The sequence below is a fragment of the Bacillus mobilis genome (assembly GCF_001884045.1).
Classification (GTDB): domain Bacteria; phylum Bacillota; class Bacilli; order Bacillales; family Bacillaceae_G; genus Bacillus_A; species Bacillus_A mobilis.
Genome location: NZ_MACF01000120.1, coordinates 21217 through 39339 on the forward strand (window position 1 = coordinate 21217; position 18123 = coordinate 39339).

The window sequence follows — 18123 nt, forward strand, 5'->3', positions numbered from 1 at the left end:
TTCTTTTTGTTTTCTGGGTTTATAAAATGCTTAAGTTGATAGAGGTGGGGCGGTATCCTTGAAACTTAAACGGAAGGAATAGTTATTGCTGATAAGCAGATAGATACTATAGATGCCCTTAATGATTAAATAATATGTATTTAAATCTTCATATCCTTTGTGTTTCTATTCATATCTATTGTAAGATTATATAGTGTTCTCCTAATAAGCTGTTATAATGGCTTTTTTAGGAATTTAATATTTATAAATCTTAAATTATTTTTATCTAACTAAGTTATATTGAAATAGAGGTGAACCATAGGTGAAGCAGGTGTTAGTAATTAAAAATGAACGGTCTTTAGCGAAGAAAATCGTAAGCGGTCTAACGCAAGAAGGCTCTTTCATTTTAAAACTTCACAATGAAAACCAAGGTTTAAATATAGTATATGAACAAGATTGGGATATTATCATATTGGATTGGGACTCATTAAGTATATCGGGACCAGAAATTTGCAGACAAATACGACTTGTTAAAACGACACCGATCATTATTGTGACTGATAACACTTCTAGCAAGGATTGCATAGCAGGGTTGCAAGCAGGAGCAGATGATTATATAAGAAAACCATTTGTAAAAGAAGAATTAGTAGCAAGGGTTCAAGCAATCTTAAGGAGAACTGACTGTAACCAGCAAAATGAGATAAGCTTTTTTCAGTTTAAAGATCTCTTTGTTGATGCATCTAGCAATATTGTGAAAAAAGGTGGTAAAAACCTCTCGCTTACGAAGCGTGAGTATGATTTACTTGTATTTTTAATCAAGAATAAAAATACAATATTGAGCCGTGAAATGCTTTTGAATCAGGTTTGGGGGTATAACGTAGTAGTAAATCCGAATGTAGTAGACTTATATATTGGGTATGTAAGAAAAAAGTTAAAGTGTGAGAAGAAAGACAGATATATTCAAACGATACATGGCAGAGGCTATTCAATGGTTGAATAATAAAATAGTTTCTGTGAAATATGAAAAGACGGAAACCCTAAAAAGAAGATTGCTATCAGGGAATGGTCATTTTTTTGCAATAGAAATCATGGTTTATATAGTGCTAATCTATTGGTTAGTACGTGTGGGGGATGGATTTGGTGGAGACCGTATCTAATTTATTTTTAATTTTATTAACTCACACCATTCACAAGATTTTCACAGAATTAATGACTATACTTATTAACAGGATATTCAAATGAAAATGATTATCAATAGCAATTTAGATACATGAAAGTTACTATCTAATTCAATCTATGGACGTCATCATTTTCGAACTAAATTACATAATAAGGAGTATACGTATGAAAAAAACTATGCTTTTAAAATTAGTAAGTATTCTAGCGATTTTCACTTTAATGTTAGTAGCTTGCTCAGATTCAGGTAAGGAAACTTCGAAAGCTAATAAAGGTGATAGTAGTGATAAGCCAAAAACGGTTGAAATCACTGATGCTCATGGAACTGTTAAAGTCCCTGTAAATCCAAAGAATGTAGTTGCTTTAGATAATAGAACTTTTGAAACTTTAGCTGATTGGGGAATTAAATTAGCGGCTGCTCCACAGGATATTATGCCTGCAGATTCAGCATATAAAAATGATAAAACAGTTAAAAATATTGGGAATCACCGCGAACCAAATCTTGAAATTATAGCAGCGGCAAACCCTGAACTTGTAATCGTTGGTCAAAGATTTGCTGGCCATTACGAAGAAATCAAAAAATTAGTACCAAATGCAGCTGTTATTGATCTTAATGTTGATGTTTCTGAGAAAGCTACTAAGCCTGGCGAAAACTTAGTAAAAGGACTTAAAGATTCTACAATGACTTTAGGGAAAATCTTTGATAAAGACAAAGAAGCTAAACAATTAGTAGCTGATTTCGATAAATCTATTGAAAAAGCAAAATCTGCTTATAACGGAAAAGATAAAGTTATGAGTGTTATCGTTACTGGTGGAAATATTGGTTTTGCTGCGCCGCACTCTGGTCGCGTTTGGGGACCGATGTATGAAATTTTCGGTTGGACTCCAGCATTAGAAGTTAATAATTCTACTGCAGGTCATAAAGGTGATGACGTTTCTGTTGAAGCTATCGCACAAACAAATCCTGATTGGCTGTTCGTATTAGACCGCGATGCTGCAACATCGGATGCTGCTAAGTCAGCTCCTGCTCAGGATGTTATTTCTAAATCACCAGCTCTTCAAAACACAACTGCTGTTTCTAAGAAACAAGTTATTTATGCACCAGCAGATACTTACACAAATGAATCAATTCAGACTTATATAGAGTTATTTGGAAATATCGCAAAAACTTTAGCTAAGTAGTGTAAAGGAGCACGAAACAGTGTCAAAAAATATGATTTCTAGGGTTGAGAATATTTCTCAACCCCAGTTTTATAATCACAATAAAATATGGACAAAACCTTTTATAATAGCGGTTATAGTTGTTATAATTTTAGGGATTATATCACTGTTTACTGGAGTTTATGATATACGTGGACAAGAGGACGGAATGGAGATGTTTTTCATCACTCGTGTTCCGAGAACAGTTGCATTAATGCTTACCGGAGCTGCAATGGCGATGGCAGGGCTTGTAATGCAATTAATTACACAGAATCGTTTTGTTGAACCTACTACAACGGGGACTATTGAATGGTCAGGCTTAGGCCTGCTTTTTGTGTATTTACTATTTCCTGCCCCGACTTTAGTTCAAAGAATGACTGGTGCAATCATTTTTTCTTTTATAGGAACTATGATTTTCTTTCTATTTTTAAGAAGAGTTAAGCTTCGCTCATCTTTAATTGTTCCGATTATTGGATTGATGCTTGGAGCAGTTATTTCTGCAGTGTCTACTTTTTTGGGACTTCTTTTTCAAATGACGCAAAGTATTGAAACTTGGTTTGTAGGTTCATTTGCTAACATTCAGGTGGGAAGATACGAATATTTATGGCTGATTGTTATCGTTACTTTGCTTATTTTTATGTATGCGAATAGATTGACTCTAGCTGGACTAGGAGAAGATGTCGCAACAAGCCTTGGCGTTAATTACAATAGAATTGTTCTTTTTGGGACTGGCCTTATCTCTGTTGCTGTTGGAATTGTTGCAGCTGTTATCGGAAACTTACCTTTCTTAGGGTTAATTGTTCCGAACATTGTTTCCATGTTTAGAGGAGATGATCTTAGGAGTAATTTACCTTGGGTATGTGTGATCGGAATGGGGACAATAACTACCTGTGACATCATTTCTCGAACAATTATAAAGCCTTTTGAACTACCTGTTTCTTTAATACTTGCATCAGTGGGAGCAGTCGTGTTTATTACTATTTTATTGAGAAAAAGAAAACCAAGGAGGCTACGATGATCACATTAGACTATAAAAATAAAGAAAGTGTCGAAGTCGATTCTAGCCTTCATAATGAAAGTAGATCAGCTAGCGCTTTTCGTTCTAAGAAGGAGGCAAGACGTTATTGGATTGTACTGATAACATTGATTGCTTTAGGCCTCCTTTCTTCATATGGACTTTTAGTATATAACAATCCAGTTCCGATAGATTCCCCTTCTTTTATCCCAGTTGTTAAGAGAAGAATAGTAGCGATTGTCGCGATGATTATTGCAGCAGTTTGCCATAGCTTGTCGACAGTTGCTTTCCAATCTATTACGAACAATAAGATTATTACTCCTTCGCTTTTAGGTTTTGAATCACTTTATTCAGCGATACATACGAGTACAATATTCTTCTTTGGTGCTAGTGCATTAATAAACTTTAATGGGATTGGATCATTTTTAGTCCAAGTTGTTGCTATGGTCTTGATGAGTTTGATACTTTATGGATGGTTACTTTCCGGTAAATACGGGAATTTACAACTTATGCTTTTAGTTGGAATTATTATTGGTACTGGACTGAATTCTGTATCAACTTTTATGAGAAAGCTACTTGCGCCTTCAGAGTTTGATATTTTACAAGCGAAATTATTTGGTTCTGTTAATCATGCAGATCCTGCATATTTTCCTATTGTAATTCCTATGATTATAATTGTCGCGGTATTAATTTTTGCTCATTCTAAGAAGTTAAATATTTTATCATTAGGAAAGGATGTTGCTACTTCTTTCGGAGTTAAATATCAACCTAGTGTAATTTATACGCTTGTATTAGTTGCTATTTTGATGTCCATCTCAACTGCTCTAATTGGACCCCTTACGTTCTATGGTTTTTTAGTGGCAACTTTGAGTTATCAAGCGGCGTCAACTTATGATCATAGATATATTTTTCCAATGGCTTTTGCTATAGGATTTTTAATAATGACGAGTGCATACTTTTTAATGTATCATGTATTCAATGCTCAAGGTGTAGTTTCAGTTATTATTGAATTATTTGGTGGAATCATATTCTTAACTATAGTTTTAAGGAAGAGGGCTTTATGATAAAAATTGATAATGTTAAAAAGTTCTATACTGATAAGGTGAAAATAGGACCTTTGGATATTGAAATACCAAAAGCGGGCTTTACTTCTTTAATTGGACCAAATGGTGCTGGAAAGTCTACGACACTTTTGATGATTGGAAGACTTTTAGATATGGATGAAGGTCAAATTCAGGTAGCGAATATGGATGTTTCTGAGTCCAAATCAAAAGACTTAGCAAAAATTTTGACCATATTGCGACAAGAAAATCATTTTGTAACGAGGCTTACGATTAGACAACTAGTTGGATTTGGGCGCTTTCCATATTCAAAGGGAAGATTAACTAAAGAAGATGAGGTTATTATTTCTAAATATATTGACTTTCTAGATTTAACTAGTTTAGAGAATAGATATTTAGATGAGCTTTCTGGTGGTCAAAGACAAAGGGCATATGTAGCGATGGTCTTGTGCCAAGAGACTGAGTATGTACTTTTAGACGAACCTCTGAACAACCTGGATGTTGCTCGTTCTGTTCAAATGATGGAGCATTTGAGACGTGCAGCTAATGAATTCGGAAGAACAATTTTGACTGTTATGCATGACATAAATTTTGCAGCTAAATACTCTGATAAAATTTGTGCTATGAAAGATGGACAAATTGCTGCTTTTGGAACAGTAGAAGAGGTTATGGACCCAACACTTTTAACAGATATTTTTGAAACAAAAATAGAAATTATTAAAGGTCCTTATGGGCCAATCGCTGTTTATTAATTACAAAATGAATATGCAAAAAAAGCTGCTGTCTATATTTTATAGGCAGCAGCTTTTTTTGTGCAATTGCCTGTGAGGGCTGATTAAAGTTTCACTTTATAAAAAAGTTCTTTTACATACGATAAATGTTATTCTTTCATTTTAAAATTGTCGTAATCAAAAGGGAGAATTAATATTATGCTTACAGTGCGATTTTAGATGTGGTGATATACTGTTTATGAGTGTTTGTTGTGTCGGTTTTTGTCGGTAAGTCGATATATTTCGAAAATCGCTGATAAAATTTGAGTTGCGCCGATATATTTTGAAAATCGCCGATAAAATTTGAGTTGCGCTGATATATTTGAAAAATCGCCGATATATTTTGGAGGGGATAAAAATGATCGTGAAAGAGCGGAAAATGCCTGTACATTTGCTCCAATTAGAAGCTTTACTGAGAAGATTGCCTGCTCATCATTCAAAAAGAAATGTGGTGGTTGAAAATCTAGCGAAATTTATGGCCGGTTATAAAGGAGAGCAGGCGATTGAATATCCACTTAGTTTCTTATCCGAAACAGAATATAGTATTTTACATGATATTAGGTTGTTTGATCAGAAACATTACTTTCAAATTGATACCCTCATAGTTTCCTCATGTTTTCTTCTTTTTCTTGAAATAAAAAATATTGTTGGTACATTAATCTTCGATGCCAAGTTTAATCAGCTCATTAGAATATCAGATGGCACCTTGGAAGAAGGTTTTCCAGATCCATTTTTACAAATAAAACGGCAAGAGATGCAGCTGAAAAAATGGCTGAGTCTACATGGTATATATAATCTTCCAATTGAATCCCTCATTGTAATTAGTTCACCTCGTACAATTATTAAAGCTTCAGATGAAATATTTTCCGGTAAAATTATTCACAGTGCAAATTTACCTTATAGAATAAAACAAATTGAAAATCAATATAAAGAAAAATCGATTGATAATATAAATGGGCTTACAGATCAAATTATAAGTGAGCACTCTCCAAAGCGGCAAAATGTGCTTGTGCAATATAACATAAAAAAAGAGGAATTTCTAAAGGGAGTACAGTGTGAGGGGTGTTTTACCATGACGATGTTAAAAGAAAAACAGGGCTGGCGTTGCTCAAACTGCAATAGTGTGTCTAAACATGCTCATTTACGTGCTTTACAAGATTACACACTTCTGTTTGGTACGATAACGACTAACAGCAAATTGAGGGACTTTCTTAATATGCAATCTAGTTCTGCAGTTAAAAGACTCCTCCAAACAATGAACATCCCCCACACAGGTGACAACAAAGGACGAATATATGATTTAACTTCGTTTCAATCATAATTTTGCTATAATAAATAAGTATTTATGTGAAGGAGAGTGTGAAATGAAGTTTAATATTGATCATTATATAGCTAGCGTTTTGCAGTGGATATTGAATATAGCGTTAATTATATTATCCATTGTTTTATCTATCTTTTTAATTAACGAGACTATCACATTTATTCAATACATATTTTCAACAAAGGAATATACATCGTATAAATTGGTTGAGAGTATCATCGTTTATTTCTTATACTTTGAGTTCATCGCATTGATTATTAAGTATTTTAAGTCGAATTATCATTTCCCGTTACGTTATTTTATTTATATCGGAATTACGGCGTTAATTCGTTTAATTATTGTATCTCATGAGGAACCGATGGAGACGTTGTTGTATGCGGGATCCATTCTCGTTTTAGTCATCGCGTTATACATATCAAATATGAGAGATTTGAGAAAAGAGTAGTAAAAAACCCCTAAGTATAGGGGTTTTTACTTTATATAATATGAAATCCGATTAATAAAATAACGATGAACGTGATAGCAAATATGCCCCACCACAACGTATGTGTTTGTCCTCTTCTTTTTCTGGCAACGATAATTTCCATCGACATAATAAGGATAAGAGCGAATACAGCTTTTATCATAGAAATGACAGGGAAGTTTTTAATGACAACCATCCCAATTCCTGAACCTAACATAAGAACATAAAAGGCACGTTGCCCCCACAGTGTAAATTCTTGTTTGTTAAGCATGTAACTCATAATAAATAAGATGATAAGAATTGCCCATGATCCCGCGTGAATTTGATAAAAAGTATTAAGCATTACAGTTCACTCCCGTATGTATGTTGTTTTTTTGAAAATAGGATTACTAATCCGATAGAAAGCATCGTCATCATGCCGCCTATTATGAAAGATACTGCCCCTTGTGATGTAAATATCATTGTGAAAAATACTGGTCCGATAATTCTTCCTAAACTATCAAATGAATAATTCAAGCCTGAAATGGTACCGTGATCGCTTTTTACTTGTTTTGTTAAAAAGGATAAGGTACATGTTCGTACGAGTGCGTTTCCAGCTGTGAAGATGGATAAGCAAATGCCGGCCCATAGTAAATTCGTAATGAAAGGGATTAAAAATAACCCTGTTGCAGAAATGATTTGTCCGATTATAATGTAGCGTTTTTCATCTCCGTTACGAATGTAGCGTATGAGTCCACCTTGTATGAATGCGTCTACTAGGCCGCTCGCTAAAAAGATTATGCCGATTTGTAATGGTGTAATACCAATCGCTTGTTTACCGAATAGTTGATAGGTGCCTTCTAATCCAGCTAATGCCATAGAAATCGTGAAAGTAATGAAAAACAAGCCGATTGATGCCGCTGGTAAATGGATAAACTTTTTAAATGGGTTTCCCGCATCTTTTTTTTCTGCATTGTTTAAACTCTCTTTAAAAGTAAAACATGTATAGAGAAATAAAATGACAAGAAGATTGCTAGCAATTTGGAACGGAACCGCATTTCCCAAATGACTTAGCATGCCGCCAATTGCTGGGCCGACAATAAAGCCCATGCCGATGCAAGCACCCATCATTCCGATATAACGATTACGCTCGGTTTCATTTGTCATATCGACAATTGAAGCTGTTGCAGCAGTGTATAATGCCCCTGCAAACAACCCATTTAGGCTTCTTGCGATGTATAAGCCCGTTACATTATCAATTAGTAAACCTGTTAAGAAAAAACTAATGGAATACCCGAGTATGCCAATTAGTAGTACAGGACGCCGACCTGCTCGATCAGAAATCTTTCCCCAAAGTGGAGCTGTTAAGAATGAAGCAAGTGAATAAGAAGATAACAGCATACCTAAATGATGTGACGGCACATGTAAATTTGTAATGATTTCTGGTAGAACAGGGATAATCATACCGAATCCTAAAAAGATGAAAAATTGAACAATCATTAACGGAACTATATTCCTTTTCATCATATCCTCCTTTTCTCTTATTAATTAAATGACATATGACTAAATAGTCATATGGTTATAATAATGGTTTATTAAAAGGAGTACAATCGATATAATAAAATTGAAACAAATTATTCATAATTTAAAAGTCCGGTTAGGAGAATTAAGAATGTCTATTCGTTATGCATTACTTGGACTACTTTCAAAAAAAGAACAAACTGGTTATGACTTGTATCATACTTTTCAAGAACAACTCATTTATTTTTGGAATTCAAGTCATTCACAAGTGTATAAAGAATTATCAAAAATGGAGCAGGATAACCTGGTTACGTTCGAATATATTTATCAAGAAGGAAGTCCAAATAAAAAAATATATTCTTTGACGAAAGAGGGCGAAAAGGCTCTTGTTGAATGGATTATTCATTCGAAAACGAAGCCCCAACGTATAAAGGATGAGTTTTTATTAAAAGCCTCAAGTTTTAATGTTATTTCAGTAAGTGAAGCTATTTCACTATTACAGAAGATAATTGATAGAGAAACGCACGTAATGCGGGAAACTCAAAAATGGAAAGATTATGGTTTTCCAGATCAATCTGCTATTCGCAAACAAGTGATAGGAGAGTATATTACTGTTGAATATGGAATAAGATATTCAAAAATGTACATCGATTGGTGTGAATGGGCAATTGAAGTGTTAGAAACATTACGAGAAGAAGAGTAAGGGAAAGTGGTGCAGACATAAGTTTGCACTACTTTTTTATGTCTTGACCTTCAAGTTGCTTGAAAGTTTACAATGTAAATAGGGCGTTTGAAATTGAAAAAAATTGAGAAATTAAGTGAAGAGGTTTCTTTTACTTGGAGGTTATAGCAATGAGTCAGGAATTGAAGTTACGTCCTTTAGAACGGGAAGATTTAAAGTTTGTACATGAACTTAATAATAATGCGCATATTATGTCGTATTGGTTTGAAGAGCCGTATGAGGCATTTGTAGAGCTGCAGGATTTATACGATAAACATATACATGATCAAAGTGAACGCCGATTTATCGTGGAGAAAGATAATGAGATGGTTGGATTGGTCGAGTTAGTAGAAATCGATTATATTCACCGTAGAACAGAATTCCAAATTATTATTGATCCAAATTATCAAGGATATGGTTATGCAGCAGAGGCGACGCGTTTAGCGATGGATTACGCTTTTTCTGTATTAAATATGCATAAAATATATTTAGTTGTCGATAAAGAGAATGAAAAAGCTGTACACGTTTATAAAAAAGTTGGATTTATGGTAGAAGGAGAACTTCTCGACGAGTTTTTCGTTGATGGTAACTATCATAATGCGATAAGAATGTGTATGTTTCAGAAGGAATATTTTAGAACGAAATAATGAATTGAAAAGGCTATAGACAGTGATTGTCTATAGCCTTTTTTGTGTGTTAAACAACAATATTTTATCGTAAAACGATAAAATATTGTTGACTTATAATGCAGTCGATCTTATTATGATGGTAGTAAGAATAGTAAAAAGGAATGCAGGTAAATGAATTGTGAAATCAAAGGAGAATATATTATGAAAAAATATTTATTAGCAATTGTATTGATATCATTAGGGGCTACTTGTTTAATCATACATGGGACGACAAGTAAAATGGATGGAAGTGGTTTGCTTATAGAACCTTACTTCTTCCTAGTACCAGTGAGTTATTTATTGTTCATTAGTGGTATTGGTGTGTCAGTATTTGAATTTATTACTTCGAATAAGGAGAAAAAATACCTATTAGCTTCTAGTCCAATATTTTTAGGAGTGTTATGCATAATTATGTTTAATATAATTGGTTCTGAAGTAAAACCAGACGGAACTTTAGTGGAGCCATTTTTCTTAATTCCGTTAGCATATTTATTTACTTTCACTGGAATTGTTGCAATTTTGTGTGTGGCTCTTTTCTCAGTGATTCGAAAAAAGACAGCACGATAAAACACTTGCCATGAAATAGAAACATAAGATAGGGAAGAAAAATAATAAGTGAGCTGAATCATGATGAATCATTATTTTTATAGCGGTAGACAAGTGGGAGCAGCTATTACACTGGCAGGAGCACAGGGGACAATTCATGCTGTGAATCAAGCGATTCAAATGCAGCAACAAGCATATTTTGCACAAATGATGCAAGGGCAGTATATGTCGTACTCACAGTTTCCGATGCAAGCTGTACATTATGATGTGCATCCAGCATATTTATTTTCCATCCCATATGGCGGGACATACTTCTTATGAAAGAAAGCGACTAATCAGAGTCGCTTTCTTTCTTTATATTCCGCCTAGTTTCATGCCAAGGAATGCAAAAAGGATTCCAATCATATAAGTGGCACTTAAATATAGAAATAGTATGCCGAAGTTTTTACGGTTGAAAAGCTGAACAGATTCTAATTTAAACGTTGAAAATGTTGTGAAGGCACCCATAAATCCAGTCCCTAATAATAATTGCCAACTTGTAGTGACGCTGTTGCCAATTATATATCCAAGTAAAAACGCTCCTGTTATATTGATGAGAAATGTAGCAATTGGAAAGGAAGTTTTATTTCTTTTTTTAAACCAATTGCTAATTGCAAATCGTGTAATAGCACCGAAGAAACCTCCAGTTGCCACTAATAAAGCTTCCATCATAAGTGATCACCTTCCGTAAGCTGTTTCTTAATTAAGAAATCACCTAGTGTATAGCCAAGAGCAGACATAATGAGCCCACCAAGTATACTGCATGATACATATAAGAAAGCCGTACTCCATTCAGAATGATTGATTAATTGTACAGTTTCTACACTGAATGTCGAAAACGTCGTAAAGGAACCGATGAATCCAGTTCCAATGCCTGTAATAATCTCTGAAGGTAAAATATTTCGCCGAGCTATATACGTAGTTAGCCATGCTAATAAGAAGCAGCCGATTAAGTTAATGAGCAACGTGGCTAATGGAAATGAATGCTGCCATGAAGTATGAATAGTAAGACCTAAATAATAGCGAGAGAGGGCTCCTAATATACCGGCTATGCCAACGATAATATAAATCAATTTCTTCACCTCTTTAAAATAGCTTGCTCAAAAAAATAGACTCCTACCAGTAGGTATACTGGTAGGAGTCATTAGCTAAGCAGCAGTTATGGCGAACTCCATCGCCTATGATTATTACATATAGTGTACTAAAAATTGCGTATAATTTCCAGTGGATAAGTGGAGTTGTGTTGTATGTGTGTGATGGTTTAAGATAGGGAATTTTTACTTATAAACTAAATATAGTGATATAAGGTTTTCAATGTGATAAAATATTTCGTATGTCTGTCATCTTTTTATTTGACTGAAAATATAGAAAAATGAAATTGTGTTTATAGAAAAGGAGTCGTTTGTTTGAAGAAATTATTAAAAATAGTACTTATATGTATTTTGATAGGAGCTTGCATTTTAGGTGGTTTTTTAGCGTATATGACACTTACAAAAGAAAAGCCGGCTGATGTTATAAGTTTAAAGGTGGAAAATAATAAGGAGCGCGTATTAGCGTCTGACAATGAGTTTAAAGTTACAACATTTAATATTGGATATGCTGGATTAGATAGGGATCAAGATTTCTTTATGGATGGCGGAAAGGGATCTGGTTCAAGTAGTAAAGAGCAAACGGAAACGAATTTAAAGAATATGCTTTCGTTTTTACAAAATGAGAATAGTGATTTTGCGTTATTACAAGAAGTTGATATAAAATCATTGCGATCTTTTGATGTAAATGGACATGAGTTTTTGAAAAAGGGATTACCTGATTATGCTTCGTCATTTGGAAAGAACTATGATACAAAATGGGTCCCTGTCCCAATTACAAGTCCAATGGGATATGCGGAGGCTGGATTAAGTACGTTTTCTAAATATAAAGTTCAAACAGCGGAGAGGTTCCAGCTTCCTGGAATGGAGCCTTGGCCAAAGCGTTTGTTTGATTTAGATCGAGCGATTGTTGAGCATAAAATTCCTGTTAGTAATGGGAAGTTTGTTAGACTCGTAAACTTACATTTGTCTGCTTATGATGAAGGCGGGAAAATTAGAAAGCAGCAAGTAGAGTATTTAAAGGAATATATGAACAAGCATTATAAAAATGGTGATTACGTAATAATGGGCGGAGATTGGAATCAATTACTTTCTGATGTTCAGTTAAGTGATCCGAAGTTTGTGAAAGAGCGTCCAGAATGGTTAGTAGAGTTGCCGAAGGACTTTACTAATGGTGGCTTTAAGTGGGCTGTAGATCCGTCTGTTATGACGGTGAGAGATGATGTGAAGAAGTATGTGGAAGGTGAAAACTTTGTCACGATTATTGATGGCTTTATCGTTTCACCGAATGTGGAGATTGTAAATGTACAAGGGAAAGATCTAAAGTTTGAGAATAGTGATCATAACCCAGTGAGTGCGGTCTTTAAGTTGAAGTAATTAAGTGCAGAAGGTGGGACTTTATATATGGAGTGGTTAAAGAAAACTTGTTTTTCTAACCTGGAGAAAGAATCACAGAAAAATCATTTATTGTTGTTTATCACGATTTGTAGTTTCTTCCTCGGAATAATCGCGATTGGGTATTACGGATATATTTTTACAGAGAGAGCAATAGCGTTTTGGGTTTGCGGTATTTCAGTTGTTGTATTTGGAACGCTTCTTACTTTTATAAAAAGCATGGAAGCGATGTATAAATATATCATGACATTTATGCTGCTTATTATGTCTTTCATTATGGTACAAGCTTTTAATGAAAGCCCGGCTGTATTTCAAATGGTCTACTTTACACTAGCAGTTTCACTTATTTATTTAAGCGAACGTCTCGTTATTATTCTCGGCGGAGTGGCGGTTGTTATTACATTTATTCTTTGTAGTTATTGGCCGGAGCAATTTTTTGCTTATACAGCGGCATCTGAAGCTGCAAACTTCGCAAGCTTGTTAGCAATCGTAACGATCGCTATGTGGGGCGTAACGAAGATTGGCTCTAATCTGCTAGCTCGCTTAAGTGATGAGAAGCAAGAAGTAATGAGAAAAGCTCAGGAGTTAGAAGAAACGCAAAGACTTATTGAGGAAACGGTTGTAAAGTTAGATAGTAATTTCAATCATTTAAGACAAAATATGAATACATCGATGGAGTCGATGAGTGAAATTAATTTTGCTTTTGAAGAAGTGGCAGTTGGCACTCAATCACAATCAGAGATGATGCATCGTTCGGTAGAAGTATTGAATGATATGGAAGGAAATATTGAACAAATTATTTCTCAAGTAAGAAATGCATCGATTCGTGTGGATGAAAGTTTAGAAATTTCAAAGGGCAGTGTACATACTTTACGAAATTTTGAAGCGAATATGAGAAGTTTAAATGATGTTGTTTCACAATCAGGAATTATATTTAGAGATTTAATGATGCATTCGAAGCAAATTAATGAAATTGTAGATGTAATAACGAATATTTCAAGTCAGACGAGTTTGCTAGCTTTAAATGCAAATATAGAAGCTGCAAGAGCAGGAGAGCATGGAAAAGGATTTGCTATTGTAGCGAATGAAGTATTAAAGCTTGCTGAAGAATCAAATCGTTCAGCGGGGAGAATTCAAGGTATTTTAAAGGATTTTAGTAATCAAGCAAGTAAAGTGGAAGTACAGGTAGAGAAATCAGAAAGAGTACAAGAAGAATGTAACGAAATGTTAGCAAGTGTTTTAACGAATGTAACAGATTTAGGGAAGTTTATTGATACAATTAATGATGTAATGAGAGAAATTGTTGGGCATCAAGAAAGTTTCCAAGTTAAAACGACGAATATCGTAAAGGATGTTACACATGCTTCTCATGTAATTCAGCAAACTTCTGCTGCTACGGAAGAAGTGTTAGCAAGTGTGGAAGAAGAAAAACATCGAAATGATATATCGGTGAAGACGTTGCATACGGTTAGCGAGCAAGTGAAGTTATTAGAAGATATTTTAGAAAAGTAATATCTCTTGAAAAGGGCACACTATGTGTGCTCTTTTTCATTTAAATGAATACGTGATAGTAATTTAATTGCTTTTCTGCGCGTTTTCTGCCAAGCTTAAGGAGATAAAGTGAGACTAATATCTACTAATTATTAGTTGAACCCCTGCAAATAGCGGGATAAAATACTTCAAAGAAAGAATTATATAGGTGACGCATATGATTGAAGTTAAGACTTCTGAACTTAGTGATGGAGAATTTAATAGAGGTGTATTTGCAACTCGTGATATTAAAAAGGGTGAGTTGATTCACTCAGCACCAGTTATCTCTTATCCGAATGAACAGCATGAACACATTGAGAAAACGTTACTTGCTGACTACGCATTTGAGTATGGGGTAAATCATACAGCATTCCTGTTAGGATACGGCATGTTATTTAATCATGCATATAATCCGAATGCAACGTATGAAATTGTCTTTGAGAATCATACGTTTAACTTCTTCGCTTATAAGGATATAAAAGCGGGAGAAGAAATTTTAATCAACTATAACGGTGAAGTTGATGATGACGAATTATTATGGTTTGATAAGGAAAAAGAAGAGAACGAAAAGTAATTTATAATAAGTGATGAAAAAGATGCTTTTACCTATGTAAAAGCATCTTTTTTATTGATGAAAATAAAGTAAAAATTACAAAAAAATACCACTTTATTTTCGTATGGTATAGTAAGATACTGAAGGATAGTGTGTTGAAAAAGTAATATATTTTACAAATTGTTGTCTTTCTGATGACATGTCAAGTTTAGTAGCCCATTTGGGTTGCTTTATTATGCAATATATATTTTAATATGAGTGGCACCTCTTATAAATTAAGAGGTTTATAGGTGTCTCGAATTGATTTTGGGTACACTGTATCCACCACTTTAGGTTCGTTCATGTATGTGGGGATATTATGGGCCCGTATAACGGGATAAAAAGAATATAGAAATAGAGGAATCGTAAAATGAATATGCAAGAGGTTTATAAATATTTAAGTACGGTATTGCCTGAAGGTCATGTGAAACAAGATGAAATGTTAAAGAATCATACGCATATTAAAGTTGGCGGAAAAGCAGATGTGTTCGTTGCGCCGACAAATTATGATGAAATCCAAGAAGTTATCAAATATGCTAACGAATATAATATTCCAGTTACGTTTTTAGGAAATGGATCGAATGTCATTATTAAAGATGGTGGAATTCGCGGGATTACAGTAAGTTTAATTCACATTACAGGTGTGACTGTAACAGGAACGACGATTGTGGCGCAATGTGGTGCAGCAATTATTGATGTATCACGTATTGCATTAGATCATAATTTAACGGGCCTTGAGTTTGCTTGTGGTATTCCAGGTTCAGTTGGCGGAGCATTATATATGAATGCTGGTGCTTACGGCGGTGAAGTATCGTTTGTATTAACAGAAGCTGTCGTAATGACAGGTGATGGAGAGCTACGTACTTTAACGAAAGAAGCATTTGAATTTGGATATCGTAAGAGTGTATTTGCAAACAACCATTACATTATTCTTGAAGCGAGATTTGAGCTTGAAGAAGGTGTGCGTGAAGAAATTAAAGAGAAAATGGATGATTTAACGTTTAAACGTGAGTCAAAACAGCCTCTAGAATACCCTTCATGTGGTAGCGTATTTAAGCGCCCACCAAATAACTTTGCTGGTAAGTTGATTCAAGAATCAGGACTACAAGGTAAGCGAATTGGCGGAGTGGAAGTTTCTTTAAAACATGCTGGATTTATGGTGAATGTGGATAATGGAACAGCACAAGATTACATCGATTTAATTCACTTTGTACAAAAGACTGTTGAAGAGAAATTTGGCGTGAAGTTAGAGCGAGAAGTAAGGATTATTGGAGAAGATAAAGAGTAACGAAATACGTATGAAACTGTGAATTATTTTAAAATAACATTTGGGTATTGTTGACAATTTGTTTTCAATTCAATATAATGGCTAATAATTTAACAAATAATATACGTTGAAAGAGCCCAGTAGCAGTTTGTCACTGTTAACGAGAGAGCTAGGGGTTGCTGGAACCTAGCACAAACAAACTTGCGAATTACACTCTGGAGTATCTTAGGTAATGCTAAGCGGATTGGCAATCGATATTATTGCTAAGAGTGGTATGAATAGCTATGCTATTTATACAAACTGGGTGGTAACACGGTGAATAATCGTCCCTATGTCATAGACATAGGGACTTTTTGTTTTCAAAAAAATAGAGAGGATGACAAAAGATGAATATCATTGATGAATTAGAATGGCGCGGCGCCATTAATCAACAAACGGACGAAGAAGGTTTACGTAAGCTAGTAGAAGAGAAACAGATTTCATTATACTGCGGAGTTGATCCGACTGGTGATAGTATGCATATCGGACATTTAATTCCGTTTATGATGATGAAGAGATTTCAGTTAGCTGGCCATCATGCAGTTATTTTAATTGGCGGTGCAACAGGAACAATTGGTGATCCGAGCGGACGTCAATCAGAACGTCAACTTCAAACGTTAGAAGTCGTTCAGCATAATGTGGATGCGTTAACAGCACAAATGAAAAAGCTATTTGATTTTGGCGGAAATAGCGAAGTGAAGATGGTAAATAACTACGACTGGACACATGAAATAAATATTATTGAGTTTTTACGTGATTACGGTAAGAACTTTAGCGTTAATAGCATGTTAGCAAAGGATATTGTAGCAAGTCGTTTAGATACAGGGATTTCTTTCACAGAATTTACGTACCAAATTTTGCAAGCGATGGACTTCCATCATTTATACACGAAAGAAGATGTTCAACTGCAAATTGGTGGTAGTGACCAATGGGGAAATATTACGAGTGGTTTAGATTTAATTCGTAAGTTAGAAGGGCACGAAGCGAAAGTATTCGGACTAACAATTCCGTTGTTATTGAAATCAGATGGTACGAAGTTTGGTAAATCTGCAGGTGGTGCAGTTTGGCTTGATCCTGAAAAAACAACACCATTTGAATTTTACCAGTTCTGGGTGAATACAGATGACCGTGATGTAGTGAAATACTTGAAATACTTTACGTTCTTAACGAAAGAGCGCATTGATGAATTGGCAGCGAAGGTAGAAACAGAGCCTCATAAACGTGAAGCGCAAAAAGTATTAGCGGAAGAAATGACGAAATTCGTTCATAGCGAAGAGGCATTTTCACAAGCCGTGAAAATTACAGCAGCATTATTTAGTGGAGATATTAAATCGTTAACAGCTGATGAAATTGAACAAGGCTTTAAAGAGATGCCAACATTCGAGTCTTCAAAAGAGACGAAAAACATCGTAGAATGGCTAGTTGATTTAGGAATTGAACCATCTAGACGACAAGCGCGTGAAGATATTAATAATGGAGCTATTTCGATGAATGGCGAAAAGGTAACAGATGTGGGGACAGATGTTACTGTAGAAAATTCATTTGATGGACGATTTATCATTATTCGTAAAGGGAAGAAAAACTACAGCTTAGTTAAATTAGGATAATAATTTGTGTGAAAGGATGGGAGTAGGAAGAATACTTCCATTCTTTCATATACACAATTTAGACATAAAATAATCAGTAAATTTAGATAATTTAAAGGGTTATATGGTTCTTCTGCCGAATAAATAAGTTAGAGAAAATTACGGAC

At 34.6% G+C, this 18123-nt stretch carries 21 protein-coding genes, 1 pseudogene, 1 riboswitch and 1 other annotated feature; of the genes and pseudogenes, 18 read left to right on the top strand and 4 right to left on the bottom strand.

Features of this window, described 5'->3' with window-relative positions; genetic code table 11:
* The first annotated feature begins 301 nt into the window (after positions 1 to 301).
* The 8 genes from BAQ44_RS22295 (at position 302) to psiE (ending at position 6967) form a co-directional block, all read left to right on the top strand.
* A complete protein-coding gene (locus BAQ44_RS22295) occupies positions 302 to 979 on the top strand; it encodes a response regulator transcription factor (protein WP_071723860.1) in 678 nt (225 codons plus the stop codon).
* Complete coding sequence (locus tag BAQ44_RS30700) at positions 951 to 1136, top strand: hypothetical protein (protein WP_145925754.1); 186 nt, start codon at positions 951 to 953, stop codon at positions 1134 to 1136. The genes BAQ44_RS22295 and BAQ44_RS30700 overlap by 29 nt, the downstream gene beginning before the upstream one ends.
* Before the next feature lie 187 nt (positions 1137 to 1323).
* Entirely contained in the window at positions 1324 to 2337 is a 1014-nt protein-coding gene (locus BAQ44_RS22300; RefSeq protein WP_071723862.1) for a siderophore ABC transporter substrate-binding protein, read from the top strand.
* Positions 2338 to 2356: 19 nt separating this feature from the next.
* Entirely contained in the window at positions 2357 to 3373 is a 1017-nt protein-coding gene (locus BAQ44_RS22305; RefSeq protein WP_000042067.1) for an ABC transporter permease, read from the top strand.
* Positions 3370 to 4434: an iron chelate uptake ABC transporter family permease subunit gene (locus BAQ44_RS22310; protein ID WP_071723863.1), complete on the top strand. Its 1065-nt coding sequence runs from the start codon at positions 3370 to 3372 to the stop codon at positions 4432 to 4434. The genes BAQ44_RS22305 and BAQ44_RS22310 overlap by 4 nt, the downstream gene beginning before the upstream one ends.
* Entirely contained in the window at positions 4431 to 5183 is a 753-nt protein-coding gene (locus tag BAQ44_RS22315; protein WP_063263139.1) for an iron ABC transporter ATP-binding protein, read from the top strand. The genes BAQ44_RS22310 and BAQ44_RS22315 overlap by 4 nt, the downstream gene beginning before the upstream one ends.
* 376 nt (positions 5184 to 5559) lie before the next feature.
* On the top strand, positions 5560 to 6522 hold the full coding sequence (locus BAQ44_RS22325) for a nuclease-related domain-containing protein (RefSeq protein ID WP_071723867.1): 963 nt from the start codon (positions 5560 to 5562) through the stop codon (positions 6520 to 6522).
* A gap of 43 nt (positions 6523 to 6565) precedes the next feature.
* Positions 6566 to 6967 (top strand): phosphate-starvation-inducible protein PsiE, encoded by a 402-nt coding sequence (gene psiE, locus BAQ44_RS22330; protein WP_000671178.1) that lies wholly within the window; start codon positions 6566 to 6568, stop codon positions 6965 to 6967.
* 31 nt (positions 6968 to 6998) lie between these two features.
* Here the strand turns inward: psiE and BAQ44_RS22335 are convergent, their stop codons facing one another.
* Both BAQ44_RS22335 and BAQ44_RS22340 read right to left on the bottom strand, forming a co-directional pair.
* Positions 6999 to 7328 carry a DUF1516 family protein gene (locus tag BAQ44_RS22335; RefSeq protein WP_061679278.1) on the bottom strand — a complete coding sequence of 110 codons (330 nt, stop codon included), beginning with the start codon at positions 7326 to 7328 and terminating at the stop codon, positions 6999 to 7001.
* Positions 7328 to 8488, bottom strand: a complete 1161-nt coding sequence (locus BAQ44_RS22340) for an MFS transporter (RefSeq protein ID WP_071723870.1) — start codon at positions 8486 to 8488, stop codon at positions 7328 to 7330. Before BAQ44_RS22340 ends, BAQ44_RS22335 begins: the two co-directional genes overlap by 1 nt.
* Before the next feature lie 148 nt (positions 8489 to 8636).
* Between BAQ44_RS22340 and BAQ44_RS22345 the strand changes: the two genes are divergently transcribed.
* From BAQ44_RS22345 to BAQ44_RS22360, 5 genes and pseudogenes are all read left to right on the top strand, one after another.
* Positions 8637 to 9188, top strand: coding sequence for a PadR family transcriptional regulator (locus BAQ44_RS22345; protein ID WP_061679276.1), 552 nt, complete (start codon positions 8637 to 8639; stop codon positions 9186 to 9188).
* A gap of 149 nt (positions 9189 to 9337) precedes the next feature.
* Positions 9338 to 9853: a spermidine N1-acetyltransferase gene (speG, locus tag BAQ44_RS22350; RefSeq protein ID WP_071723872.1), complete on the top strand. Its 516-nt coding sequence runs from the start codon at positions 9338 to 9340 to the stop codon at positions 9851 to 9853.
* 180 nt (positions 9854 to 10033) lie between these two features.
* Positions 10034 to 10240, top strand: a pseudogene (locus BAQ44_RS31290) (DUF3955 domain-containing protein); the annotation flags it as partial.
* Positions 10214 to 10441, top strand: coding sequence for a DUF3955 domain-containing protein (locus BAQ44_RS31295; protein ID WP_176374192.1), 228 nt, complete (start codon positions 10214 to 10216; stop codon positions 10439 to 10441). The pseudogene BAQ44_RS31290 and the gene BAQ44_RS31295, both read left to right, overlap by 27 nt.
* Positions 10442 to 10501: 60 nt before the next feature.
* Positions 10502 to 10741 (top strand): DUF3947 family protein, encoded by a 240-nt coding sequence (locus BAQ44_RS22360; RefSeq protein ID WP_063263145.1) that lies wholly within the window; start codon positions 10502 to 10504, stop codon positions 10739 to 10741.
* A gap of 33 nt (positions 10742 to 10774) precedes the next feature.
* Here BAQ44_RS22360 and crcB (BAQ44_RS22365) read toward each other — a convergent pair whose 3' ends face one another.
* Together crcB (BAQ44_RS22365) and crcB (BAQ44_RS22370) are read right to left on the bottom strand one after the other, a co-directional pair.
* Complete coding sequence (gene crcB / locus BAQ44_RS22365) at positions 10775 to 11131, bottom strand: fluoride efflux transporter CrcB (protein WP_071723876.1); 357 nt, start codon at positions 11129 to 11131, stop codon at positions 10775 to 10777.
* Positions 11128 to 11532, bottom strand: a complete 405-nt coding sequence (gene crcB, locus BAQ44_RS22370; protein ID WP_071723878.1) for a fluoride efflux transporter CrcB — start codon at positions 11530 to 11532, stop codon at positions 11128 to 11130. Before crcB (BAQ44_RS22370) ends, crcB (BAQ44_RS22365) begins: the two co-directional genes overlap by 4 nt.
* 55 nt (positions 11533 to 11587) lie before the next feature.
* Positions 11588 to 11647: riboswitch (Fluoride riboswitch) on the bottom strand.
* Positions 11648 to 11865: 218 nt separating this feature from the next.
* Between crcB (BAQ44_RS22370) and BAQ44_RS22375 the strand changes: the two genes are divergently transcribed.
* From BAQ44_RS22375 to tyrS, 5 genes are all read left to right on the top strand, one after another.
* Positions 11866 to 12924, top strand: a complete 1059-nt coding sequence (locus BAQ44_RS22375; RefSeq protein WP_071723881.1) for an endonuclease/exonuclease/phosphatase family protein — start codon at positions 11866 to 11868, stop codon at positions 12922 to 12924.
* Between the two features lie 27 nt (positions 12925 to 12951).
* The gene (locus tag BAQ44_RS22380) at positions 12952 to 14454 is read left to right on the top strand and encodes a DUF4077 domain-containing protein (RefSeq protein ID WP_071723883.1); all 1503 of its coding nucleotides are present in this window, start codon (positions 12952 to 12954) and stop codon (positions 14452 to 14454) included.
* 196 nt (positions 14455 to 14650) lie between these two features.
* The gene (locus tag BAQ44_RS22385) at positions 14651 to 15046 is read left to right on the top strand and encodes an SET domain-containing protein (RefSeq protein ID WP_000573651.1); all 396 of its coding nucleotides are present in this window, start codon (positions 14651 to 14653) and stop codon (positions 15044 to 15046) included.
* A gap of 388 nt (positions 15047 to 15434) precedes the next feature.
* On the top strand, positions 15435 to 16352 hold the full coding sequence (murB, locus tag BAQ44_RS22390; protein WP_061679268.1) for a UDP-N-acetylmuramate dehydrogenase: 918 nt from the start codon (positions 15435 to 15437) through the stop codon (positions 16350 to 16352).
* A 97-nt stretch (positions 16353 to 16449) separates the two neighbouring features.
* Positions 16450 to 16665, top strand: a binding site (T-box leader).
* A gap of 52 nt (positions 16666 to 16717) precedes the next feature.
* Positions 16718 to 17977 carry a tyrosine--tRNA ligase gene (tyrS, locus tag BAQ44_RS22395; protein ID WP_071723885.1) on the top strand — a complete coding sequence of 420 codons (1260 nt, stop codon included), beginning with the start codon at positions 16718 to 16720 and terminating at the stop codon, positions 17975 to 17977.
* Positions 17978 to 18123: the final 146 nt, after the last annotated feature.